This is a genomic window from Shimia isoporae (assembly GCF_004346865.1).
GTDB lineage: Bacteria > Pseudomonadota > Alphaproteobacteria > Rhodobacterales > Rhodobacteraceae > Shimia > Shimia isoporae.
Window position 1 is genome coordinate 412,724 of sequence record NZ_SMGR01000003.1, and the last position, 24,327, is coordinate 437,050.

Below are 24,327 nucleotides of genomic sequence, written 5' to 3' on the forward strand. Positions count from 1 at the left end.
TCGGCTCCTCACCTCTGTGATGCACAGATGGGGTCTTGTTCTACCTACCACACCCCCTTGCTCGCAAAAAACCCCGCCGGTGAACGGCGGGGCAAGTCATAGCGCTGATCCGCACAAATGCCGGATCGCGCTGGCGGTATCACTTGAGTGATCAGTTGGGCCGTGCGGCCATCTCTGAGCGGATCTGCTGGCGGAGCAGATCGATCGGAACCTTTTTGCCGTCCTTTTTGAACGACCAGTAGGTCCAGCCATTACAGCTTGGCGCACCTTCCAGGTGCGCGCCGACCTGATGGATCGACCCTTTTATGTCGTCCCCGATCAGCGTGCCGTCAGCACGGACTTTTGCCTTGTGACGACCATTGAGAGAGTAGAGTTCTTCTCCCGGACGCAGCATACCACGCTCGACCAGTTGGCCGAATGGCACACGCGGCTCGGCGCGTTTCGACGCCGTGACCTGCAATGCTTCGCGGTCAAACTTGCGCACAGATTTAATGCGCTTCTCGGCCACCTTCCGATAAGCCTCCTCGCGTTCAATACCGATAAATTCGCGGCCAAGCATCTTGGCTACGGCACCGGTGGTGCCTGTGCCAAAGAATGGATCGAGGACCACATCACCCGGGTTGGTCGAACCAACCAGAACGCGATGCAACAGGCTCTCCGGCTTCTGCGTGGGGTGAGCCTTATCGCCGTTATCGTCTTTCAGACGTTCGTGGCCAGTGCAGATAGGAAGTACCCAGTCTGACCGCATCTGAACGCCTTCGTTCAACGCTTTCAGCGCTTCATAGTTGAAGGTGTACTTCGCACCTTCGGACTTGGACGCCCAGATCATTGTCTCATGAGCGTTCGTAAACCGCTTTCCGCGGAAATTAGGCATCGGGTTGGACTTGCGCCAAACGACATCGTTCAAAATCCAGAAGCCCTGGTTTTGAAGTTCGGCCCCCATTCGGAAGACGTTGTGATAGCTACCGATTACCCAAATCGCTCCGTTCGGTTTTAGAATGCGACGCGCGGCCTTGAGCCAAGCGCGGGTAAACTTGTCGTATGCCGCAAAACTGGAAAATTGATCCCATTCGTCGTCCACGGCATCCACTTTGGAGTTGTCGGGACGATGCAGGTCACCCTTCAATTGAAGGTTATACGGCGGATCTGCAAAGATCAGGTCAATCGAGTTCTCTGGGAGACTGTTCATCACCTCGATGCAGTCACCAGACAATATGCTATTGATCGGGAGCGCGGATGCGCTCTTCGCTTTGGTCATCGTTTTCATTTTCTGCCTCATACACGGCGCAGTTTTTTCGCGCTCGTTGATTGCCTCTAGGATGAGTCAATCCTGATTCGGCGTCAAATTCTTTTTTGAATCAACGACTTACATTTTACTCTTGATACAAGATATTGTGCACGGGCTTGAACGAACGTCTATGATGTGGGGTTACACCAAGATTTCGGAGTGCCTCTTTGTGGCTTTTTGAAGGATATCCTGCATTGGTCTCCCAGCCATAGCCCGGAAACTGTTGCGCTAAATCCATCATGATCTCGTCGCGTACAGTTTTTGCCACTATCGAAGCAGCTGAGATCGACACCGAACGAGCATCGCCTTTGACCACCGCCTCTGACGTAATCGTCAACCCTTTGGGAATAAGATTCCCGTCAATCAGCAAATAGTCTGGCGCCGGATCCAATGCGGCCACGGCGCGCTCCATCGCAATGTGGCTGGCACGCAGAATGTTATGCTCGTCAATTTCCGCGACCGACGCGTGCGCCACAGAGACCTGAGCCACCGACCTTATTTCCGTGGCCATCTCAGTGCGCTTTTTTGCAGACAGCTTCTTGGAGTCGTTCAGTCCAGCTGGAATGTTCTGCGGATTCAGGATCACAGCCGCAGCAGTCACGGGTCCGGCAAGCGGTCCGCGCCCCACCTCGTCAACACCTGCAACAAGTGTGGCGCCTTTGGAAAAGGCCGTTCGTTCGAGTGAAAAATCTGGAGAGCTCATACAGTTTCACAAGCACGCATCCGAAGCGTGCGCAATAGAAAAAGCCGGAGTACCACCGTCAGCACTCCGGCCCCTTGTGCCGATCTACGTCGGCTTTGCTCGACGGTTTACCGCCAGCTTACCGGATACCCGCGGCGCTGGAGACAGCCAGTCTTGTATCCGGAGATCCGTGCTCCGTGTTGGTTGATGCCATTGAACCTGCAAGCTTGCGGCAACCGAGCCTTGTTAACCCGCGCCTGGTTCAGGCAACCCTCTCCGTATGCTTGAACAATTCGTCCATTCCGAAGCGTGAAGTCGCGGGAACAGCGGCGCGGCAAAAAAACCCGGCTGGGAGGCACGTTGCGACGAACATTTTTCGAGCGAGGCTGTGTCACGTTTCCCGGATCGCGATCATTGTCGCTGGCGACTGCATTTCCGATGATCACCAGAGCCGTAGCTCCAAAAAGAAGTTTGGCAAGATCGTCATTGCTCAGAGCGCGCGCTGGCATCGCTGAAATTCCGGTAACAGCCATTGCCAGCCCGAGGATTGTTCCGATGAAGTGCTTGGAGGTCATTTTGTGTCCTTCCTGTCATGTATGTGCTCGATAGGTGGCGCTTTGTGCGCCGGTGACGAGCCAACATTCGCCGGGCTTTCAAAAATCGCTCAATATCAGTGGCTTGTTATGTGATAACCGAGTGAAACGCGCTTGCGGTTATTGAATAACAGGCAATTTCGGCGCACTTTCACCTCATGTCTTATTCGCTTTCTCAAATCACGCGCATTGCGGTTGTCGGCCTCGCAATTTCAATCGCCAGTCCGGCTGCGGCCGCAGAGTGTTACGCAGACTACAAGGCCAAAAAGGACAACCCCTTGCGTCTGCACTACGGTGTAATCGCACTGAATTCCGGCTGCGATAAAGCGTCCGCCAGAACCGAGATCAAAGCGCGTATCGCCAAAGATGGCTGGAAGTTGCTAAATGTACTCTCTGTTTTTGACAAAACCCAACTCTCGGGAAAGGAAGCCAGTGCAGGGCAATTTTACCTCCGCTTCTGAATCGCGGCGCAACAGTGGCCGGATCGTGGGCATCGGTATCGGCGCAATCGTGGTCATTTTGCTGATCGCCACGGTTTTGCTGATCGCGACGTTGCCAGACGCCAACGCCTTCAACGCACGTGTTGAGCAGTTGTTTCTGGAAAACGATTCACTCACTGGTCAGGCAGAAATCAGACTTCTGGAAATCCTTGCGCAATCCGGAACTGCCTTCGCCGACACATTGGCAAGCTACAGATTGGTGATCCTTGTTCTTCTGGTATTTGCCGCCGCTATGCTTGTTGCAGCCTTAGTGTTTCTGGTTGCGCTGGTCATGATGAACCGGCGGATGGCACAGATTGAACGCGCAGGGATTCAGGTGAACTCCCTGATCGTGAGCCGCGACGAAAAAACGGTCTATCTCAACAATATGGGATTTAAACTCACCGATGCGGCCATGGAAACATTGTCGGTCCTTGCAGAAGCCCGGTTGGATGATGATGTGATTTCCGGAATAGAGATAGAGGCCATGATTTCCGGCAAACCTGCTGCCGACTGTGAAGAAGCCGCGGGAGCGACGCGGATCAAACGCCTTCGCGACAGTCTGGGAAACCAGATGGTAAGCGAGCTGCTGGTGAAAAACATTGCCCGAAAAGGCTACATGCTTGCCATCGACAAGGATGTAATTCGGGTTCTATGATCCAATTTTGAGCCACGGCGTTTCACCGGTCTTACAGCCGGTCGGGCTTGGATTCCATCGACGCAGACCTCACATAACGCACCAAGAGATAAGGGAGGGTCGCCCAATGGAAGGGTCCCGTTTCAATACGGCGTCAGGCTACGGCATTGACATCGAACCCATAGACGGACGCGTACGAATTCTTCGCAACGGTACTGTGCTGGCGGATAGCACTCGGGCAAAAGTCATGTACGAAACACGCCTCAAGCCCCAGATATACCTCCCGATTGAAGATGTTCTGGTGGCTCTTTCAGACCAAACAGCTCTAAAAACCTTCTGCCCCTTCAAGGGCACCGCGCGATATCGAAATTTGCTTCTCAGCGATGAAACGGTCGAGAACGGCATTTGGTCGTATGATGATGCGCTACCGGAAAGCCGCGGCATAAACGGCTACATCGGTTTCATGGCCGACAGCTATACTGACATCGATCTCGGTGGAGTCACTCTCGATCCGGGTGGCGACGGAAATATTAGCGGGCCGCTCGTTGATTGGCTGATGCGTGGTGCGGCATTTGAGAACACTCCTGAAGACTTCCTACGTGCCCTAGCTGGGAAAATGCTCGAAAGCGGAATCGCCATCTCACGCATGTCCGCAATGATCTGGTCATTGCATCCTCTGATCGCTGGGAAAAACTACATCTGGAAGCGTGGTGTCGAGGACATCACGACCTTCGCCCCTTCGTATGAGCTATACGACCATCCCAGCTTCAAGAATTCCCCGCTGAGCCACGTGTCCAAAGGACTGGGAGGCGTAAGACAAAAACTGGACGTTGCGGAAGAGCACATGCAATTCCCCATCATGAAGGACCTCAAGGAAGAAGGAGCTACAGATTATGTCGCCATGCCACTCTTTTTTTCGAACGGCCAAGTCAATGTGCTGACGCTGACAAGCGATCACCCTGACGGGTTCACAACCGCGAACCTCGGGCTAACATTCGAAGTCTCCAGCGTCATTAGCCGTTTTTTCGAAGTCTTCACCCAAAAGGAAAATGCGCAGTCATTGCTGGAAACCTATGTCGGAAGACGCTCCGGCGCGCGCGTTTTAGGCGGGGAAATCCGACGTGGCGATGGCGATGAAATCGATGCCGCAATCATGTTCTGCGACCTGAGAGGGTCAACTCGGCTGGAGGAAAAACTTGGTCGGGATGATTACATCGATTTGTTGAACGGGTTCTTCGAAACAGCTTCCGGTGTGGTGCATGAAAACGGCGGCGAAGTTTTGAAGTTCATTGGAGACGCGGTGCTCGCAGTGTTTCCCGATGGGGAGAAAGGGATCGAGGGCTGCACAAACGCCATAGCAGCCAGCAAGGGAATAGTTGCCGAATTGGACAGACAAGCGGCCGAAGGCACAAAGCGTATCGAGTGTTCCATTGGCGTGAGCCACGGAACAGTAACTTATGGAAATGTCGGTTCACAGGAGCGACTAGACTTCACCGTAATCGGGCAGCCAGCGAACGTTGCGGCACGCCTCGGGGATTACGGAAAAAAGGTCGGACACCGCATCGTCGTTTCCCAAGATCTGGCAGATCAGTGCAACGATTGTATTCCGCTTGGGCCAGTGTCGCTTCACAACGTATCCCAGCCCGTCGAAAGCTACGCTGTCAGCGCCGGAGTACCAAAAGCCTGATCCATGAGCTTAAACTGCTCCCTAACCGCTTGAACAGCCTGAGATGTTCACGCTAGCATCACAGGCAGATCAGCGGGAAAATAATCAATGACACAAAACAACCGTTCCTTGACCCTTCGCGATGTATCCGAAGCCTCGGGCGTGTCGGAAATGACCGTAAGCCGCGTGCTGCGCAATCGCGGTGATGTTTCCGCAACGACGCGAGAAAAAGTCCTCACCGCAGCTAAGGAACTTGGATACGTCCCCAACAAGATCGCAGGCGCTTTGGCAAGCCAACGGGTCAACCTGGTTGCCGTCATCATCCCGTCTCTTTCCAACATGGTCTTCCCGGAAGTTCTTGCTGGTGTAAGCCAGGTTCTTGAAGACACCGAACTCCAACCTGTGGTCGGTGTCACAGACTACCTGCCTGAAAAAGAAGAGAAAGTTCTTTACGAAATGCTATCCTGGCGTCCTTCAGGTGTGATCATCGCAGGGCTCGAGCACACAGAAGCAGCACGTGCTATGTTGAACGCAAGCGGCATTCCCGTTGTCGAGATCATGGACGCCGACGGAGAGGCAGTAGACTCGATGGTGGGCATCTCGCACAGACGCGCCGGGCGCGTGATGGCCGCATCAATCCTCGAAGCTGGCTATAAGAAAATAGCCTTCCTTGGCACCAAAATGCCTTTGGACCATCGCGCACGCAAGCGGTTCGAAGGTTTCACCGAAACTCTAGCCAAGTCTGGTGTAGAGGTCGCAGAACGTGAGTTTTACTCCGGTGGATCCGCGCTCGCCAAAGGTCGCGAAATGACAAAAGCCGTTCTGGAACGCAGCCCGGACATTGATTTCATCTACTACTCTAACGACATGATCGGCGCGGGAGGGCTCCTTTACCTTTTGGAGAAAGGGATCGACGTACCTGGCCAAATCGGTCTGGCCGGCTTTAACGGCGTTGAGTTGTTACAGGGTTTGCCACGTCAATTGGCAACGATGGATGCGTGCCGGCGGGAGATCGGAGTGAAAGCTGCCGAAATCATCGCTGCCCGGGTCAACAACGAGGAAACTGACAAAGCAGTCACACTGACTCCAAAGATCAGCTTTGGCGATACCCTGCTTCGAAAGTGATCAGTTTTTGAACTTGGCGATGCGCGCGTCCGCCGCACGCAAAGCTTTTCTGAACACGGGTGCGCCACGTCGAGCCAGCACAGCTTCACAGTAGCGTTTGATTAACTTGGGCCGATCTGCCTTTTCCAACGCCGCAAGCATTTCCTTCTGAAACCGTCCGATCTCTCTGCGGCGACGCAATAGGGTATAGAACTCTGCTTGCGTCATTGTCCCTGCCACACAACCTTCGATCACCGGTTTGAGGACACCCATCAACAGCCATAGTGACGCAATTCGGTGCCCCATAAACCGGCAACGATACTTCGTGACGTTTTCTCCCCGAAATAGCGCGGCGTGCATCGCATCCAAGGGCGCACGCGGATCATAAAAAACATGTACAGCTTCTGCAGATTGAACCATCTCGGGCCCGTATGCATACCGGCTATGGAAGTTGCGGCGCCACGCTTTTCGGTACCTTGTTTCCCAGCTGGCAATCTCTCGATCAAGCGTGGCTTGAGGCGAAATACAAATCACCGTAGCTCCAGGCGCCGCAGCCGAAAACACTGAAGCCGCATAAGCACCCATCGAAGCACCATAAAAAATCACTTTGTCAAACCGCGAAAAAAAACCCTCTTCTCTCAGGCGATCAAAGAAATCGTGCACGGCGTCATCTCGGTACCAAGTCCAGTCATGCGCCATCAATCCCAGCATTGACCAGCCTCGGGAAGTGACAAAATCATACCCCCAGGGCATGCGATCTTCACCGCGTTCGTACACGTGATCTAGGTTCTCGAAGGTTACGATCAAAGTTTTGCCGCGTTCCACAAACAGGGCCGTATGCTCATCGCCTAGCGCTTCGTAAAAACCTTGAGCTGCGCCAACCTTTTCGAGATTCGCCCGCCATTCGTGCTGCGTAGGTTCTGCCGTTGCGACCTCCACCATCACGCAGCCCGCGCGAGCCGTTGGCGCACGTCCTCATACATTTCGAAGTCCTCGCCAAAAGCGGTTTCAATATTCCGCCTGTCTTTAGACGTCATCGCTTCGATCATTTCCGCACTGGCTGATTTATGACCAAGGGATTTCCGGGTGTCCTGAAGTTCAGGCGTGTCCACACCAAAGATCGTCTTGACCACGTGGCTCATTGCGCCGTTCAAGTCGGCCATATCGCCTACGAAATCGTAATTGATGAAATCATAGGACACCTCCTTGCGCTGGCTGCGCCAGTGACGATCAATGTCCCTCGCCGCTTCGTCATGAGCCATAATGTCCAGAAACTCGGATAGTGAAATCTCGTCATCTACCGGCCGTTTCAGATGACGCATCAACTTGGCCTTTTGCTTCTCCCCTTTCACAATCTTGTCGGAAAAGGACGACACTGTTCTGGCGACAGGTTCACGCACTATGGTGAAACGAAATACTTGCCGATCAGCCAAAGCTTCCATCACCCGCTCCATTGTCAGCCCGCGAGGTCCCGTCAGCAAAAGCGACTTGGGCGGCGTATGTACGCTGGTCATATCGATGGTCTCGCCACCGTCGCCGCGCAACTTGATCAGATGATCCATGAGCGTTGCGAGCACTGTGGTACAGGCCGCTTTATGGTTTTTCATATACAGAAAAGGCGTTCCAAACACCGGCACGTTCACCAATTGCAAGAAATGTTTGGTGTGCAGATAGTTGTCGAGAATTCGAGGACGATGATCCATCGCTTATCCCTCTTGGAATAGGCTTGGCGCTGCCGCGATCAACTTGGCTCGGCAATCCTTGATGAACTGTTTGTCTACGAGAAAATCGCGGGAGATCTTCTCGACGGAGGCTTCGCCCTTTAGAGATTCAATTGCGATCTTGGCACGGAATTCCGGATCATTCACGGGTGCTTTGTGCGTGATTTTCTTGGCGGGGATCGGTGCCGCATCAGGATCAATGTCATGCTTCTTCATAACTACGTCCATGAACGAACCACGGCGTGGGCGATTGTTCTCGGCCTCTTGCAGACGCGGCTTCATACGGCGCGCCCAAAAGTGCACAGCCTTGGTGTCTTCCGTCAGCCAATCCTTTTCAATGTCAAACTTGCTTTGGAACATCTTGTTCCTGTCTTTAAAGGAAACAGGGTAGAAAGCCTCTACTGGTTCAGCATATTTGATTTCGCCGGACTCTTTCAGAAACCATGTTACTGCGGCCGGCCCTGTGAAGCCCCAGTTCTGGGCAGTCATATGCACGGGTTTTCCCGCATCCTTTTCAGCCTGAAGCTCTTTTTGTTGCCAGGGTTTCAACCAAGGGCCAATCGCATACTCGTCCTCAAAGAACTCCAGCATACCTTTCAAGGCGCGGGAGGTTTTTGGCAGACCAAGAACCGCATTGCACACCAGTCCGTCTTTCTCCCAGCCAAAAACTGTTTTGCGGGTGAAGTTGAACGGACGGTAGCAATAAATGTCTGCGTCGACCCAGATCTTGTCAGTCTTGGCAAGCATATTCAGCCGCCATAGGTCCGCGTGGATCGCAGGACTGCCGGTTCGCACGTGGCGGTGCATGGGCTCACCCGGAAAAATCTCGGCGGCATCTGCTGCGTGAACACCTTCGGGAATATTCGGGATTTCCTCGTAGCTATAAAGCGTGGTGTGATGTCCCATATCGGCAAAAGACTTCAGGCACAACTGCTCCAACCATGACAGTCGTCCGCCGATCCACAACGATGCAATTTCAGGAAGCCCGGCCATCTTGCCTCACCTTTGTTCTTTATTTGAGAACAGTTTAGCCCAACATCAGGCCATTGTCTCCGAATTTCAAATCTAACGCCGCGCGGTTAATGCGCCGTTTCTTGCTTCTCCACCGTAAAGAAAAAATCTTCCGGGAGATCTTCGCGTTCCCAAACCCAATCCGGGATCACTTCCGGCCCGGCGAGGAACACATTTGCACCGAAATAAGGATGCATTCGGGCCAAACGCTCCTGACGCGCACTCGTCAGATCATCATAGAACTGGGCATAGTTTGAAGTTTGCTTAAGCGCGTCGATTTTTGCGCGATGTTTATCCACGGAAAATGCGTGTGCCTCCGCAATCTCGGGATCAGCCAGCAATCGGTTCATCTCAGCCTGCATTGCAGGGATCATTCGCTGAATCGATGTGTCTTCGTCGACGTTGTTGTTCATGCGGAACCAATACGCCATGCCTTGATCGCGATCGACATGGTTCACACGCCCGCGATCTCTCTTCACTAGGAAGCTCTCCGCAGATCGCACAGCATAATGGTTGAGTTGCACTAGGTCGTACCCGATCGTCGAAGTTGTTGATCGCCACGCATTGCGATACATGTCGCGCGGCAGCGGGTTCCCTGACCCATTGACCCAATTGATGTGGGACCAGAGTTGGGGGTTGAGTCCCTTTGGTCGGTGTACGCCGAGCTTCTTGAACAAACCAATATTGCGATAAAGGGTTTTGAAACCCCAAGCTTGGTGTGGTTTGCGGGTTTGCTCCAATGCACAGCGAGTGAATTGTGCCGTGAGCGGTTCGTCCACGTATTCATGTACGTCTGAATTTCCAAACAAACGCCACGTGCAGGAAATCAAGTTCGCGTTCGGCACAGCCTCGAATAAGGCTTTTAAAGTACCATCGCCCGTTTTGATGTTGATGAACTCATCCACGTCCATCGAAATCACCCAATCGGCGTCCTTGATGATGGGTTCTTTTTCACCAGCTTGAAGAGCCGCATGCTGCGGCTTGAGACCTGTGCCTTTGAAAGGGTTGTCACGATGCTGCACGATGCCCTTTTCCTGCAGCAGATCCAGGAAACTGTCGGTCCCGTCGTTGCAATCGTTTGTGTAAACAATGAACCGGCTTACGCCGATCGCACGGTGATAGGCCAACCACTCTAGAATGAAAGGGCCTTCATTTTTCATGCAGGTGATGATCGCAACTTCATTGTTATCAAGATTAACCTCTGGTGCATCCAGCTCTGGCATGCGCAGAGGCTTATGTTCAAACACCTTTCGCGACATCTTCAACAGTTCGGTATCTTCAATAAGCGATGTTTTCGGCACAATCTGAGATACGGTGTCTGCCGGGTGGCGCAGCCCCATGAAGCGGAAAAATTTGACCCACTCATCATTCGCAGGACGCGTTCCAACCACTCGGATCAGCCGCCAGACGGCATCTGGCTTGGCTTTGGCAGGCGCCACACACCACCGACGACGAGCCTGGGTGGCGTCAAACTGCACACAGATATGGTCACCAAAGCTGACCTCATCATCGTTTCGCACGCGCCAAGGGTAACAGTGCAGCCCAACCAGATTGATTGACCCCGTTGTCGATTTCTCCGCCTTGTCAAACACTGTCTTGCCTTTGACACCCTTGCCTTTTTCATCGCTTAAAACATCCGAGATATCCAAGAGCGCCACAGCACGCGCTTTCGCCAGGAACCAGTAGCGCATCAATTCAAATAACTGCAGCTCTCCAAGCGGCGAAGACCACGGCTCTGGATCCGGAATATCCATCCGGTCCTTGCCTGGCGCATCAGGTGCATTGAACGGGTGCTGTTCAGGCGGCAAGTCATTCTGGCCAAGGGGCACATCGGCCCGCAAAACGACAACAGTCTTGAGTCCTCTGATAGAGCCCACCCCTGCTTCGACAGCATCAACGTACCCTTCGTCATCGCCAGGCTTGGCGCGGTCGATTATCAATGCCGCTTGCAGGTCTTGGCTTCTGGCATGCACCTCAAGCCAAGTTAGCGTACTTTCGGCGCTCTCTCCGTTGCGAACCGCCAAAAAGCAATTGAGTCCCTCAAACAGATCCAGCTCGGTTTTTGTTAGAGGCAAGTCTTGGCTCTGACCGTCAATTGCCAACCCTGGCACTGTTTCAAAGTCTTCCAAATGGGCGATAGCGCCGTTGCCTACGCTGCGCATCACCGAGAGTTTGCAGCCATCGACCTGCGCAAAGCGGTCAGTTTCCACTCCAGTTTTGAAAAAGGCCATGGCTTGGCCCGGTGCCGTATCGAGACACGCCAAAAGCGTAGCTTGCCCTACTGCAGAATGCGAAATCTGGCGTCTGAAAAACGCGGGTTTGCTCATTTTTTCGACCTGCTCGGCCCCTTCAGAGGCCTTATGAATTTTCTTTGTTGGCAACTTGATACCATCGAACCAACATTTTCTGCAATTGAGGGCTCGGAACTTCGGAACTTCCTGCGCAGAGAACTTGTGACATAAGCTCTTGATTTTCGGGCTGTTTGATCAACTCCTCAAACCGTGCACGGTGCCACTTCAGTGCCTTAACATGGAGCTCCTCCACATCAGGTAAACGCATCAATTCTTCAGTTGCCGCTTTTGTCGCAGCGGACATGTTTGAAATACTACAGTCCTCAATCGTGTTGAAGTTTCGCTCTACCCAATACGCCAGATCGACTTTTTTGGTGGCTCGATTGGGCAATCCACGGTCGCGTTTCACAATAAAGCCGGCAGCGGAGCGAATGGCATAGTGATTGAGTTCGACCAAGTCACGGGCGACGCCCAGTTGCCACAACGACAGTCGCTGTGGGTGATCTGCAAGAAACGGATGCATAGCCTCGCCTGATCCGTTGAAGATCTTTGGCAGACGCGCCTTATCGCGTGGTTTTTGTTTTGGTCGGTGGACGCCAAACTGGTTGAACGGCCCCTTCGCACGAAACAGCATCTTAAATAGGCTCGCCGCGATCGGATACTGCGCGTCCGCGGGGATCGCCCGAGTGAACTGCTCCGTTACCGGAAGAGCATCGATACCTGACACACCGTTGTTCCCGAACAAGCGCCACGGTAAAACGATGGCATCCGCGTCCTTTGGCAACCTTTCGATCAAGTCCGGAATTGTATGGCCTTTTGCGTGGATATTGATGAACTCATCAACATCACTCACCAAAATCCAGTCTGCTTCTTTTCTTAAAGGGTGTTTCCACGCTGCGCGAAGGGCTTGCCACTGTATGGATTTGGCTTTTTCCGGAACATGCGGAACGTGGGTCACGACCCCTTCGGCGGCCAACGCGTTAAGAAGTTCGTGGGTGCCGTCGTCGCAGTCGTTTGAATAGATCAAAAAATCCGAAACACCTGCTGCTTTGTGATGGGCAATCCATTCAAGCAGATAAGGTCCCTCATTGCGAACCGATGTGACGCTGAGAATGCGCAAATACTCTGCCCTCTTGGTGTTTTTTTCGAACGATACCACAGGGATATCGCACCCGTCACCCTTGCAGCATCATGGCGCCGAAGCCCAAACCTCTACTTCAACCACGAATTCAGGACGGGTGAAGCCGGACACAATTACAAGGGTCGAACTCGGCAAAGTGTCGCGTTTGGCAAGAAAGGTATCGCGCGCCGCCATGTAGCCGGCCATGTGAACTCGCTCCGTCACATAAGCTGACACGTGAACCACGTCATCGGAGTTCATATCGGCTTCAGCCAGAATATGCCTTATGTTCGCAAAACAAATCTCTGCTTGGGCTTCTGCCCCCTCTGGAATTGATCCGTCTGCAGCCAGTCCAAGCTGACCGGATGTGCGAACCAAACGATGGCCCACGGGAACTTCTACGCCATGTGAGTAGCGCGCGAAGGGGGCGGCAATGCTGTCAGGATTGAGCGGTTTCACGGCTATTCTCCTTGGAGTTTACGCAACACCTTGCACCTGTCCTGCAGCTTTGCAATGATAATGGCAACTCTGGCACAGCTGTAGGGCCACGTCATTCACCTCGGTGAACGCGCGTGGCTTTTGTCGTTTTGGCCTCTTGCGTTCCCCAAACCGCGAGGAGCCGAAATGCAGGGATATTGGGCCGATCTGAAGGCGCCCGACTTTGGCAACCTTCCTGAAGATACAGTCGCCGTTCTCCCATTGGGCGCAACGGAGCAACATGGACCTCACCTGCCGGTCTCGGTCGACAGTGACCTTGTAGCGGCCGTTTTGGATCGAAGCTTGCCGCTTTGGAGCAAAGACACCAACGCGCTGATCCTCCCGGCACTACAGATCACCAAAAGCAATGAGCATGCCAAGCACCCTGGCACATTGAGCGTTTCTGCCCGCACCCTACTCGCAACGCTTGACGATATTGGCGCGAGCGTTGCGCGTGCTGGCGTGAATAGGTTGTGCATGCTCAACGGCCACGGCGGAAACACCGCCGTTCTGGAAATTGCTTGTCGCGAGTTGCGCATCACTCATGGCTTGATTACCGCGCACGGAAGCTGGTTCGGGTTCGCCCAGTGGAACGGCATTATGGACTCAGGTGATCTTAGCCATGACCAGCACGGAGGCGACAGCGAAACCAGTCCAATGCTGGCTGCGAAACCTCATCTGGTCGACATGGCACAGGCTCGGAACTTCCGTTCCAAAAGTCGAGATTGGCAGGAAAACGGGTCGTGGATCGGACTCACTGGACAAGCCATGAGACCGGGCTGGGTCATCGACGACCTCAATGATTTCGGCGCCTGTGGCGATGCCGCGGCCGCGACCACTGCCAAGGGCCACGCGCTTCTTGATTCTGCAGCGCAAGGTTTTGCCAGCTTCCTGCGTGACTTCTCGAAGTTTGATCCGGCGGCGTAGGTCATGAAAGCCATGGCCACTCAACTCGTTCCTGATGTCGCAATTCCGTGCTCGCTTGCCGAAGGACTGCGCGGTTTTGTAGGTGAATGCCACAGCGACTGCCTTGTCGGTACGCTCTTGCTGAAGGGTGATCGGATCGGCGGCCTAATACGCGGCGACTCTACATCTGCGACCAAGCTGTTGTTTCCGGCTCCGGTCGAGTCCCACGCCCATTTGGACAAGTGTCACACAATTGACCGCATGCAATTCACCGGAGGCGATCTATCTGCAGCGCTAGAGGCTCAGCGCGCCGATAAAGATAACTGGACGGAAGAAGATCTGCGCACCCGCGCAACACGCGGCCTGACTGAAGCTTCTTCGGCGGGATGCAAGGCCATCCGTTCGCACGTTGACTGGGGGCAAGAATCTTCCGCTCCGCTGGCATGGTCAGTTTTTCTTGAGATGGCCCAAGACACCAAACTGCATCTACAGCTTGCCGCGCTTACTGGAATTGACCAACTCGCCGATCCTGCCTTTGCGTCGAAGGTCTCAAAACAGATCCCCTCCGGCCACGCCCTCGGCAGTTTTGTGCTGAACCACACAAGAACGCGCGAAGGCATATTGAACGCCTTCAAAACGGCTGCGGATAGGGGCCTCGCCCTCGACTTCCACGTTGACGAAACAACTGATCCGTCAAGCAATGGGCTGGAAATCATTGCCGACATTGCGTTGGAAACCGGTCACAAAGGTCCAATTCTTTGTGGTCACGCCGTCAGTCTCGCCTCTCAACCCGACGAGGTCAGAAAACGTATCATCGACAAACTCGCTCGAGCTGGCATTTTCATCGTCTCGCTCCCAACGACGAACCTATACCTCCAAGGGCGCGCCGGATCTGTTCCGGCGGCGCGCGGCATAACTCCGATAAATGAACTGCGAGACATGGGCGTCCAAGTGGTGATCGGAACAGACAACGTGCGCGACGCGTTTTGTCCCGTCGGACGCCACGATCCCGTGCGCGCTTTAGAACTCGCCGTCCTGGCCAGTCACTTGGATCCACCGCTTGACCTCTGGCTTCCGGCAATCACGACGACCGCAGGCGACGCCATCGGCCTGTCCTCACCGTCACTCCAAGACGCCCCACTTTCCGAATTCCGGATCGCAGATGCGAGCGATCTTTCAATCCTTGTCAGCGGCGCAGCGCACAGGCCCGCAACCACGCTTCTAAAGGAGCTGACACGATGAACACATCCTTATCCGGCAAGACTGTTATCGATTGGGAGGCTTTCGCCTGCGCCCTTGATCCAGTGGAAACCATTTCAGAAACCTCGACGGTAAAACGCCGTTCCCGCGACTTCTTCTGGTATTCACCGATTTTGAATGCACAACTGAAGCGCAGTTTTGGTGATTTGGTGGCGTTGCCCCAATCTATTGATGAAATCGCGCAGTGTTTGCGCGTGGCGCATGCTTTTGACGCGCCGATTACTATTCGCGGTGGCGGAACCGGAAACTATGGCCAGGCCGTTCCGATGGACGGCGGACTCATTTTGGACATGACGGCGTTTAGCGACATTCTCGACATCGGAGATGGCTTTGTTACCGTTCAGGCTGGCGCCAACATCAAGGAAGTGAACGAGGCCTTGAACGCCAAAGGATGGGAGCTTGCGATTTTCCCTTCCACTCAGGACATAGCGACAATCGGTGGTTTTGTAGGCGGTGGAAGCTCTGGCATAGGCTCTGTCGCAAACGGCATGTTGCGTGACCCCGGAAATATCCTGTCCTTGCGTGCCATGTCTGTCACTGCTGCTCCCGAGGAACACCTTTTCGAAGGAGATGCCATCAACCACATGCACCATGCTTGGGGTCTCAATGGCGTGATCACAGAGGTGACGTTACGCACTGTGCCACACCGTGACTGGATCGGCTGTATGGCGACTTTCGACAGTTATGAGGAGTGCTTTTCGGCAGGTTATGCTCTCGCACAAAGTGCTGAAGTTGGCCGCAAACTTGTTTCGACGGTGGATGCGCGCATCTGTGCTTACTTTCCAAAACTGGAGGGGCACATTCGCCCGGAGAAACACCTGATGGTCTCCTTGGTGCCGCGCGAAGATCTTGATGCATACCGGTCGTTGGTTGCCATGCAATCAGGATCGGTCGACCTCGCGATGAGCGAAGCAGAGCTCGCGGCCGCCAAACTGCCCCATGTGTTTGAATTCTCCTATAACCACACCACACTTCAAGTGCTCAAGGCCGACCGGTCTGCCACTTACCTTCAAGTCGGAGTGCCCACGCCGCCAGACCCTGCCAAAGTCGCGGCGCTCGCTCCAAAACTGGGCGATGACGTTTGGATGCACCACGAATTCGCGCTTCTCAACAAAGAGATTGTGTCTTTTGATCTTCCGATAATCTGGTTCACCGACGAACCCCGCTTGCGGGAAATTGAAGCGATCTACGAGAAGGATGGTTTCGCGGTCTACGATGCCCACATCTGTATGGTCGAAGGCGGAGGCCTAAAGAACGCCGATTACCGTCATCTCGCTTGGAAAAAGCGGATGGATCCAAAGGGGCTATTGAACTCTGCCAAATCGCGCGAGTGGAAAAACGTCGCACACTTGAGTCCAGAGCAGATCGAAGAACTCATTCCGGAGGATGCCGATGTCTAACTTCGACACATCACCGCTTTCACCCGAGTTCGGCGTTGAGATTCACGACCTCCAGCTTGCCGACGTGAAAGCCAATTCACTGTACCCCGAGATACGCGCACTCTTCGAGGAGCACTCTGCGTTGCTGTTTCGCGGTCAGTCCCTGAGTGACGAACAACATATGGCTTTGGCACGTCTGTTCGGGAGAATCGAAGATCGCAATGCCGACGAACGAAAACCCGACGAAGCCTTCCAGGTGCCCGAAGTGTCGAATATTCGACAGGACGGGTCGGTAACGGACCAGATGGACCTGCACACGCTCAACCTACAATCTAACATGCTCTGGCACTCAGACAGCACCTTCATGCCCGTACCGGCGCTGACCAACATTCTTGTGGGTCGCGTTGTGACGTCCAGTGGCGGCGCCACCGAACTTGCCTCTACGCGAGCAGCTTGGCGCGAGATGCCTGAGAAACTCGCAGAGAAGATCCGCGGCCGGGCTATCTGGCACCACTATGCCACCTCCCGCGCGAAGATTTCAGAGACACTCGCAAAGCTACCCATGTTCCACAAATGGCCAGCACAAAAATGGAAAGCGGTCTTGACGAATCCGCTTAACCACACGGAAAGTTTATATATTGCCTCGCACGCTTACGCCGTGGAAGGCTATACTAAGGAGGAAAGCCAGACGCTGCTGGAAGAGCTGACTGCGTTTTGCACGCAGGATCGCTTCACCTACAGCCACCGCTGGCAAGAGGGGGACGTTCTGATCTGGGACCAACGCGCCGTTATGCACAGGGGAACGCCCTGGCCGTGGCATGAACCTCGAAAACTGACCAGCCTCTGCGTCTCCATAGGCCCCGAAGACGGGCTGAATGAGATGCGACCCAAGGAATAACAAACCGGCGGGTTACCACTGCTCGCCAAAACAAGCGCAGCAACGTCTGCATCCCGGGAGTACCCGACTACAACAGAGAGGAAGCAAATGACCTTTAAGACACGTACTGGCAAGCCGATGCCAAAGGTTATCGTCGACCAGGCCCACAAGGTGGGCGAGGACGAAGTGAACCGCCGCGAATTCCTCGCGCTTGCAAGCGCCTTTGGCGCGACCGCAGCCACCGCTTATGGCATGCTGGGCATGGCGGCACCCGCCTATGCGGACGGGCACGCCAAAGACGGAGGCACCGTGCGCATCCAAATGGAAGTGCGCGCCCTCAAAGACCCGCGCACCTATGACTGGTCGCAGATCGCCAACTTCTCGCGCGGCTGGCTTGAGTATCTCGTAGACTATGGCCGCGATGGGACCTTTGGTCCTGGGCTTCTGGAAAGCTGGGAGATTTCCGAAGATGCGAAGACCTATACTCTTAACGTCCGTAAGGGTGTGAAGTGGAACAATGGCGACGACTTCACCGCAGAGGACGTTGCGCGCAACATCGCCGGTTGGTGTGAAAAAGAAGTTGAAGGCAACTCGATGGCCGGACGTTTCGCGACGCTTATCGACGAAGCCACTGGCAAGGCGGTCGACGGCGGCATCGAAGTGGTCGACAGCCATACCGTAAAGCTGAACCTGCCGAAGCCGGACATCTCGCTGATTCCGGGAATGGCCGACTATCCAGCCGCAATCGTGCACAGCTCGCACAACCCGGACGACATGCTGTCCAACCCTGTTGGTACAGGTCCATACCTGCCTGAAAGCCTCGAGGTCGGTGTCAAAGCTGTTCTCAAGCGCAACGACGGGCACACATGGTGGAACGCCGGTAACGGCGCTTGGATGGAGTCCATCGAGTACATCGACTACGGCACCGATCCTGCGGCATGGGTTGCCGCTGCGGAGTCTGAGGAAGTCGACATGCTCTATTCCGTGGACGGCGAGTTCATCGACCTCGTGTCGTCGCTTGATGGCTGGGTAGAAAACGAGATTGTGACCGCAGCGACCATCGTCATCCGCCCGAACCAACTGGCAGAAGTCGACGGAAAACAGCCATATGCAGACCCCAAAGTCCGCAAAGCAATCGCGATGGCGGTAGACAACAACGTTCTGCTGGAACTCGGATACGACGGCCGAGGCCAGGTCGCAGAAAACCACCACGTTGGTCCGATGCATCCGGAATACGCACCTCTGCCCGCTCTCAAGCATGATCCGGCTGGCGCAAAGGCGCTTCTGGACGAAGCAGGCATGGGCGATTTCGAGATGGAAATCATCTCGATTGACGATGCATGGCGCAAGAATACAACCGACGCTGTCGCGGCTCAGCTGCGCGACGCTGGTTTCAACGTCAAGCGGACCATCCTGCCAGGTTCCACCTTCTGGAATGACTGGGCGAAGTATCCATTTAGCTCCACCAACTGGAACCACCGCCCCCTCGGCGTTCAGATTTGGGCGCTTGCCTATCGTTCCGGCGAAGCTTGGAACGAGTTCGGATACTCTAACCCCGAGTTCGACGCGAACCTTGAGATGGCGCTGGCAACAGCCGACATCGAGAAACGTCGCGAGCTGATGGCAAAAGGTGAGGCGATGCTCCAAGAAGACGCTGTCACCATTCAGCCTTACTGGCGTTCGCTCTACAACCACACGGTTGAAGGCCTCGAAGGTGGTGCTCACCACATCTCGTTCGAGATCCACCCAGCCAAGCTGCACTGGACCTGATCCGGTCAGCGCACGGAACTCGGGCCGCCTTCGGGCGGCCCGTTTTTATGATGGGGAACCACAATGGACATGCTGCTCTTTGCGCAAACAGTCTCGCTCCTGTTGCCAACGCTCTGGCTGACGACTGGCGTGCGGGACAATATACTTTATCCGCCGGTCAACGAAGTGTTCACCGCACAGGTTCTCACAATGGAGCGGATGAAAGAAGATTATCCTGAGGAATATGCCCGGGTTGCGCACAGAGCCATCCATAACCGAGCATGGCAGAAGGGACTGTTCCGCTTGATCGTCGCCGCCGAGGTAACAACCGTAGTGGTCATGTGGGTCGGCGTTATTCTTCTTGCTTTGGCTACCCTTGGTATCGCTCTGCCTTCAATGGCACGCGGGGCCGCATTGATGGGCGCTCTTATGTTTACCGGCGTCTGGGCAATGTTCACCGTGGTTGGCAATCATTTCAGCTATTGGTTCTGCCACGAAGGCGCACAGAACACGCATTTTCAACTGCTGCTCTGGGGCCTCGGCAATATGATCTTGCTGAACCTTTGACGGTTCCGCAAATCCCTTAGTGATCGTGGTCCAGACAAGCCGCGAAGTTATCCGCTAGATTGCTCAGAACCGCATAATACAGACCCGGCCCAATTTCCTGGGTGGCGCCATGAGGATCAACCTCAGCCGTCTTGATATCCAAGCCTTCGGAAACAGAGGCGACAATCTCGTCAGGGAATTGCGGTTCGCTGAAGACACACTCGATTTTGTTGTCACTTAGAGTAGTCCGCACTTCGCGGAGCCGCGCAGCGGAGGCCGACGAAGCATCTCCAACCCGGATAGCGCCGGCAGCCTTAAGGTCAAACCGTTTTTCAAAATACTGGTAGGCATCGTGGAAAACGACAAAGCGGCTGGCGTGGACCGGTTCCAATTTCGCCGCTATGTCCGCTTCGAGCACATCAAGTTCCGCCTGCGCACTCTTTGCGTTCTCCGCATATGTCGCGGCATTGTCAGGGTCGATTTCAGAAAGTTCGGCGGCAATCAAACCTAGCCAAACACGGGCGTTTTCAGGGTCCAACCAAGCATGGCTGTCGGTGCCGGAATGATCGTGATGATCATGGTCATCATGCCCAGCGTGATCTTCGTCACCATGTTCTTCATGTTCATCGTGACCGGCATGTTCTTCATCACCGTGATCATCGTGATCATCATGACCGGCATGCTCCTCGTCACCGTGATCGTCGTGTTCAGCATGATCGTCATGGCCATGATCATCGTCGGATGCGACCTCAAAGTCGTCCGAAGAACGATAGTCGTGAGCCACGGTGCCTTCTTGGTTCAATAGCGCCATGTGGTGCGCATCACCGGCCAGAGACTCGATTGTTTTTTCAAGCTGAGGGGTCAGTTTTGGCCCAATCCAGACGACCAGATCCGCGTCTTGCAGGGAACGGGCTTCGGACGGACGCAGTGCATAGCCGTGCGGTGAGACACCCGGCTTGATCAGTAAATCAGGGGTTCCGACACCTTCCATGACCTTTGAAACAAGGCTATGGACCGGCGCGATGTCTGTCGTTACACGGGGCGCTTCGGCTTGTGCAGCGATGCCGGCACCCAGAAGGGCAACGAAGCTTGCGGGGAGAATTCTCATCAGGGCACCTTTGTATTAATGTGACGCGATGACTGGCACTAATGAAAATGTTATATTATATCAAGTCGAAATCTGTCGGAGGTCCAAATGGATAGTATCGGGTTTGCACAACACGATCACGCTGCCTGTGTAGGCAGCGGCATGCAGGCTGCCGAAGAGGTCTGCGCAGCCAAAGGCTTGCGGCTGACCAAAGGACGACGGCGCGTGCTGGAAATTCTATTGCAGGAACACCGCGCGATGGGGGCCTATGACATTCTTGGCCTTCTCAGCGAAGAGGGCTTTGCCGCGCAGCCTCCTGTGGTCTATCGCGCATTGGATTTCCTGACTGAAAATGGCTTTGTGCACAAAATCGAAAAGCTCAACGCATACGTAGCCTGTACTCACCCTCAGGATGATCACGCCCCGGTTTTCCTGATTTGTCGGGACTGCGAGACGGTTGCCGAAACAGGCATGTCCATGCGCGCTAGCCTTGGCGCAGTTGCCAAGGAAATGGGTTTCAAGATCGAAAGCACAGTGGTCGAGGCCGAAGGCCTGTGCCCCTCGTGTCAGCCCGCAACATGAGGTTGGTCACCATAAAAGACATGTCGGTGAAGCTGGGCGCGCATCAGGCTTTGTCTCATGTGGACCTGACCATCGACAAAGGCGAGATTGTCACGATTGTCGGGCCGAACGGCTCGGGCAAGTCGACCCTGTTGCGCAGCGTGATCGGCGCGATCCGGCCGGACAGCGGGACAGTGCTGAAAGCGGCGGACATGAAAATTGGGTATGTCCCTCAGAGCCTCTCAATTGATCCCACTCTCCCTTTGACCGCAGGCCGGTTTCTGAGCCTGCCAAATCGGCGTACCAAGATCGCCGCTCTAGCGGCACTTACGCAAGCCGGCGTCGAAGACATCGCCGATCGGCCAATGTCTGGCCTGAGCGGTGGTCAATTCCAGCGTGTTTTGCTGGCAAGGGCCCTCATGGACGAACCTGATCTCCTTATTCTGGACGAGCCCACGACAGGTCTCGACCAGCCAGGATCAGCCGATTTCTACACCCAGATCGAGCGGGTACGCCGCGATACAGGCGCTGCAATACTCATGGTAAGCCACGAGTTGCATGTGGTCATGAGCGCGTCCGATCGCGTGGTCTGTCTCAACGGGCACGTCTGCTGCCACGGTGCACCCGAAGTGGTGGCCTCTGCTCCGGAATATCGCGCTTTGTTTGGCACAGGCACGCACGGTGCGTTGGCGCTGTACCGCCACGAACATGATCACCATCACCACGATGGGGACGCCTGCGACCACGACCATCAGCATCACGAAAGCCACTGATATGTTTGATGATTTTCTGGTGCGCGCGATTTTCGCAGGTATCGGCGTCGCTCTTGCAGCGGCACCGTTGGGATGCTTCGTCGTCTGGCGTCGCATGGCCTACTTCGGTGATGCAACCGCACACGCCGCAATCCTTGGCGTGGCTTTCTCGCTGGCCTTTGGGCTATCGATTTTCATCGGCACGCTCACGGTTGCTCTGGCTATGGCGCTCACCGTCACAACGCTTGCCGGTCGGGGATATGCGATGGACACATTGCTTGGTGTGCTGGCGCATAGTGCGTTAGCCTTTGGCCTGGTTGCAGTGTCGCTTCAGCAAGGAATTCGCATTGACCCGATGTCGTACCTGTTCGGGGACATCCTCGCCGTGTCAAAGAGCGACCTTGTCGTAATCTGGCTGGGAGCAATCGGTGTGGTTGCCTTGATGATCTGGCGATGGCAGGGCCTTTTGACGTCTACGCTCAATCCGGATCTTGCCTATGCCAGCGGCATTGATCCCAAACGCGAGCAACTTGTCCTGACGATCGGACTTGCCGTGGTTGTGGCTGTGGCAATCAAGGTCGTTGGCGCCTTACTTATTGGGGCTTTGATTGTGATCCCGGCGGCGGCGACGCGGGCGGTGACACGATCGCCGGAAGCAATGGCAGCCAGTGCGGCACTGGTTGGTGCGGCGTCGGCCTGCGGAGGCTTGTGGCTCAGCTACACAATGGACACACCCGCGGGCCCATCCATCGTTTGCGTGGCAGCCATGTTCTTCGCCGCAACCAATCTTGTGGCGAGAATCGGGTTAACACGCTGAAATCCGGCCGAATTCCCTGTCAGTAAAACATCTGCAAAACGTCGGTATCGCATCGGTGTTCCTTTGCGCGATTCCGGCACTTAAGACAGCGTGCGTTGCATCAACCGGTCAATGCAGCGTGCACAACTGCTTTGATTTGTGGTCGGGTTGGGTAAAAGCTCGAAGGCGCCAATTGGGTGAAAAACACCACCGACATATTTTCCACGGGATCGACCCAGAAAAATGTCGAAGCCATTCCGCCCCAACTGAAGTCACCGACGTTGCCAGCCACTCGCACCCGCGCTGGGTTGAGCAATACGGCACCGCCGAGACCAAATCCCATGCCTTCCATCGGTTGCTCCGCAAAGCTTTGCGGACCCATAGAAGCGATGTCGCCCGGCAAATGGTTCGACATCATGAAGCGCAAGGTCCGAGGCGACAACAACCGCGCATCCCCCAAGGCCCCACCCCGTCGTAGCATTTCTGCGAACTTCATGTAGTCGTCCATCGTCCCAACGAGTCCTCCGCCGCCGCTCAGAAGAGAGGGCGCGCGAAAGGCTGCATCGTCGGGACCATAAACCAGACGCAGACTGTCTTCTCCTGCGCGGGCATCATTTAGTCCCATTGGGTCACCCGCCAGCGGGGTATAGAGCGCCGCAAACCTGTCTTCGGTACCGGGTCTGACTGCAAAGCCGGTCTCGGACATTCCAAGCGGGTCGAAAACCTCCTGCTGAAGAAAAACATCAAGCGGTTTGCCGGAAACCACTTCGATCACGCGCCCCAAAACATCAATGCCAACCGAATATTCCCACCGGCTGCCGGGTTTGAATGCCAGCGGCAAAGCAGCAAGTCGGTCGGTCAGTTCTGCCAATGGCTCCTGATCATTTTTGTAAATGATGTTCTGATCCGCCATCGCTTTGGGCAGAATGCCCGGATTGAACGGATAGCTGGTACCGCTGGTGTGCGTGGCAAGCTGATGCAAGGTAGGTGTGGCGCAGGGTTCAACTTGATCAATCCGGGAGGCACCCGGGATCAAAGCGGTGCAATCCGAGAAAGAAGGAATGAAATCCGACACCGGCGCATCCAGATGAAACAAACCCTTTTCCGCCAGCATCATCAGGGCAACTGTCGTCACCGGCTTTGACATGGAATAGATGCGCACGACGGTGTCCCGCTCAAACGGGGTGCCATCTTCTACGCTGCGCAAACCGGCGGTGCGTTCGTAAACTACATCACCTTCGCGAGCGATCAGGATGCCATTGCCCGCGTGGTGGCGCGCCGCCACAAGCCGGTCCATCCAGTCGCCAATCCGGTCAAGCCGGACTGGATCAAAACCTCGAGATTG

Annotated in this window: 24 protein-coding genes; 13 read left to right on the forward strand and 11 right to left on the reverse strand. The window is 54.9% G+C overall.

The window, feature by feature from the left end:
* Window positions 1-151 precede the first annotated feature (151 nt).
* The 3 genes from BXY66_RS16365 to BXY66_RS16375 form a co-directional block, all read right to left on the reverse strand.
* Window positions 152-1,267: a site-specific DNA-methyltransferase gene (locus tag BXY66_RS16365; protein WP_132861456.1), complete on the reverse strand. Its 1,116-nt coding sequence runs from the start codon at window positions 1,265-1,267 to the stop codon at window positions 152-154.
* Between the two features lie 106 nt (window positions 1,268-1,373).
* Complete coding sequence (locus tag BXY66_RS16370) at window positions 1,374-1,991, reverse strand: ribonuclease HII (protein ID WP_132861457.1); 618 nt, start codon at window positions 1,989-1,991, stop codon at window positions 1,374-1,376.
* Between the two features lie 107 nt (window positions 1,992-2,098).
* On the reverse strand, window positions 2,099-2,545 hold the full coding sequence (locus BXY66_RS16375) for a hypothetical protein (RefSeq protein WP_132861458.1): 447 nt from the start codon (window positions 2,543-2,545) through the stop codon (window positions 2,099-2,101).
* A 176-nt stretch (window positions 2,546-2,721) separates the two neighbouring features.
* On the opposite strand from BXY66_RS16375, the gene BXY66_RS16380 reads away from it, so the two are divergent.
* From BXY66_RS16380 to BXY66_RS16395, 4 genes are all read left to right on the forward strand, one after another.
* Window positions 2,722-3,024, forward strand: coding sequence for a hypothetical protein (locus tag BXY66_RS16380; RefSeq protein WP_132861459.1), 303 nt, complete (start codon window positions 2,722-2,724; stop codon window positions 3,022-3,024).
* The gene (locus BXY66_RS16385; protein ID WP_132861460.1) at window positions 2,996-3,700 is read left to right on the forward strand and encodes a winged helix-turn-helix domain-containing protein; all 705 of its coding nucleotides are present in this window, start codon (window positions 2,996-2,998) and stop codon (window positions 3,698-3,700) included. The genes BXY66_RS16380 and BXY66_RS16385 overlap by 29 nt, the downstream gene beginning before the upstream one ends.
* 106 nt (window positions 3,701-3,806) lie before the next feature.
* Window positions 3,807-5,366 carry a DUF427 domain-containing protein gene (locus BXY66_RS16390; RefSeq protein WP_132861461.1) on the forward strand — a complete coding sequence of 520 codons (1,560 nt, stop codon included), beginning with the start codon at window positions 3,807-3,809 and terminating at the stop codon, window positions 5,364-5,366.
* Window positions 5,367-5,453: 87 nt separating this feature from the next.
* Entirely contained in the window at window positions 5,454-6,470 is a 1,017-nt protein-coding gene (locus tag BXY66_RS16395) for a LacI family DNA-binding transcriptional regulator (protein ID WP_132861462.1), read from the forward strand.
* Here BXY66_RS16395 and BXY66_RS16400 read toward each other — a convergent pair whose 3' ends face one another.
* The 6 genes from BXY66_RS16400 to BXY66_RS16425 form a co-directional block, all read right to left on the reverse strand.
* Window positions 6,471-7,391 carry a phosphoadenosine phosphosulfate reductase gene (locus BXY66_RS16400; protein ID WP_132861463.1) on the reverse strand — a complete coding sequence of 307 codons (921 nt, stop codon included), beginning with the start codon at window positions 7,389-7,391 and terminating at the stop codon, window positions 6,471-6,473.
* Window positions 7,391-8,152 (reverse strand): sulfotransferase family 2 domain-containing protein, encoded by a 762-nt coding sequence (locus BXY66_RS16405; RefSeq protein WP_132861464.1) that lies wholly within the window; start codon window positions 8,150-8,152, stop codon window positions 7,391-7,393. The genes BXY66_RS16400 and BXY66_RS16405 overlap by 1 nt, the downstream gene beginning before the upstream one ends.
* 3 nt (window positions 8,153-8,155) lie before the next feature.
* Entirely contained in the window at window positions 8,156-9,163 is a 1,008-nt protein-coding gene (locus tag BXY66_RS16410; RefSeq protein WP_132861465.1) for a hypothetical protein, read from the reverse strand.
* 86 nt (window positions 9,164-9,249) lie between these two features.
* Window positions 9,250-11,508 (reverse strand): glycosyltransferase family 2 protein, encoded by a 2,259-nt coding sequence (locus BXY66_RS16415; protein ID WP_132861466.1) that lies wholly within the window; start codon window positions 11,506-11,508, stop codon window positions 9,250-9,252.
* A gap of 31 nt (window positions 11,509-11,539) precedes the next feature.
* Window positions 11,540-12,592 (reverse strand): glycosyltransferase family 2 protein, encoded by a 1,053-nt coding sequence (locus tag BXY66_RS16420; RefSeq protein WP_165929222.1) that lies wholly within the window; start codon window positions 12,590-12,592, stop codon window positions 11,540-11,542.
* A 69-nt stretch (window positions 12,593-12,661) separates the two neighbouring features.
* Entirely contained in the window at window positions 12,662-13,051 is a 390-nt protein-coding gene (locus BXY66_RS16425; protein ID WP_132861468.1) for a RidA family protein, read from the reverse strand.
* A gap of 165 nt (window positions 13,052-13,216) precedes the next feature.
* Between BXY66_RS16425 and BXY66_RS16430 the strand changes: the two genes are divergently transcribed.
* The 6 genes from BXY66_RS16430 (at window position 13,217) to BXY66_RS16455 (ending at window position 19,807) form a co-directional block, all read left to right on the forward strand.
* On the forward strand, window positions 13,217-13,996 hold the full coding sequence (locus BXY66_RS16430) for a creatininase family protein (RefSeq protein ID WP_132861469.1): 780 nt from the start codon (window positions 13,217-13,219) through the stop codon (window positions 13,994-13,996).
* A 12-nt stretch (window positions 13,997-14,008) separates the two neighbouring features.
* Window positions 14,009-15,217: an amidohydrolase family protein gene (locus tag BXY66_RS16435; RefSeq protein ID WP_243694407.1), complete on the forward strand. Its 1,209-nt coding sequence runs from the start codon at window positions 14,009-14,011 to the stop codon at window positions 15,215-15,217.
* Complete coding sequence (locus tag BXY66_RS16440) at window positions 15,214-16,635, forward strand: FAD-binding oxidoreductase (RefSeq protein ID WP_132861471.1); 1,422 nt, start codon at window positions 15,214-15,216, stop codon at window positions 16,633-16,635. The genes BXY66_RS16435 and BXY66_RS16440 overlap by 4 nt, the downstream gene beginning before the upstream one ends.
* Window positions 16,628-17,512 carry a TauD/TfdA dioxygenase family protein gene (locus tag BXY66_RS16445; protein WP_132861472.1) on the forward strand — a complete coding sequence of 295 codons (885 nt, stop codon included), beginning with the start codon at window positions 16,628-16,630 and terminating at the stop codon, window positions 17,510-17,512. Before BXY66_RS16440 ends, BXY66_RS16445 begins: the two co-directional genes overlap by 8 nt.
* 87 nt (window positions 17,513-17,599) lie before the next feature.
* Entirely contained in the window at window positions 17,600-19,261 is a 1,662-nt protein-coding gene (locus BXY66_RS16450; protein ID WP_132861473.1) for an ABC transporter substrate-binding protein, read from the forward strand.
* A 63-nt stretch (window positions 19,262-19,324) separates the two neighbouring features.
* Window positions 19,325-19,807 (forward strand): DUF2165 family protein, encoded by a 483-nt coding sequence (locus BXY66_RS16455; RefSeq protein ID WP_132861474.1) that lies wholly within the window; start codon window positions 19,325-19,327, stop codon window positions 19,805-19,807.
* Window positions 19,808-19,823: 16 nt separating this feature from the next.
* Here BXY66_RS16455 and BXY66_RS16460 read toward each other — a convergent pair whose 3' ends face one another.
* The gene (locus tag BXY66_RS16460; protein ID WP_132861475.1) at window positions 19,824-20,894 is read right to left on the reverse strand and encodes a zinc ABC transporter substrate-binding protein; all 1,071 of its coding nucleotides are present in this window, start codon (window positions 20,892-20,894) and stop codon (window positions 19,824-19,826) included.
* Window positions 20,895-20,981: 87 nt separating this feature from the next.
* Here BXY66_RS16460 and BXY66_RS16465 point away from each other — a divergent pair, with 87 nt between their 5' ends.
* From BXY66_RS16465 to BXY66_RS16475, 3 genes are read left to right on the forward strand one after another with little or no spacing between them, the layout of a single operon-like run.
* Window positions 20,982-21,455 (forward strand): transcriptional repressor, encoded by a 474-nt coding sequence (locus BXY66_RS16465; protein WP_132861476.1) that lies wholly within the window; start codon window positions 20,982-20,984, stop codon window positions 21,453-21,455.
* Entirely contained in the window at window positions 21,452-22,207 is a 756-nt protein-coding gene (locus BXY66_RS16470) for a metal ABC transporter ATP-binding protein (protein ID WP_132861477.1), read from the forward strand. Before BXY66_RS16465 ends, BXY66_RS16470 begins: the two co-directional genes overlap by 4 nt.
* 1 nt (window position 22,208) lies before the next feature.
* Window positions 22,209-23,003 carry a metal ABC transporter permease gene (locus tag BXY66_RS16475; RefSeq protein WP_132861566.1) on the forward strand — a complete coding sequence of 265 codons (795 nt, stop codon included), beginning with the start codon at window positions 22,209-22,211 and terminating at the stop codon, window positions 23,001-23,003.
* Window positions 23,004-23,103: 100 nt separating this feature from the next.
* Here the strand turns inward: BXY66_RS16475 and BXY66_RS16480 are convergent, their stop codons facing one another.
* Entirely contained in the window at window positions 23,104-24,279 is a 1,176-nt protein-coding gene (locus BXY66_RS16480; protein ID WP_243694418.1) for a serine hydrolase domain-containing protein, read from the reverse strand.
* Window positions 24,280-24,327: the final 48 nt, after the last annotated feature.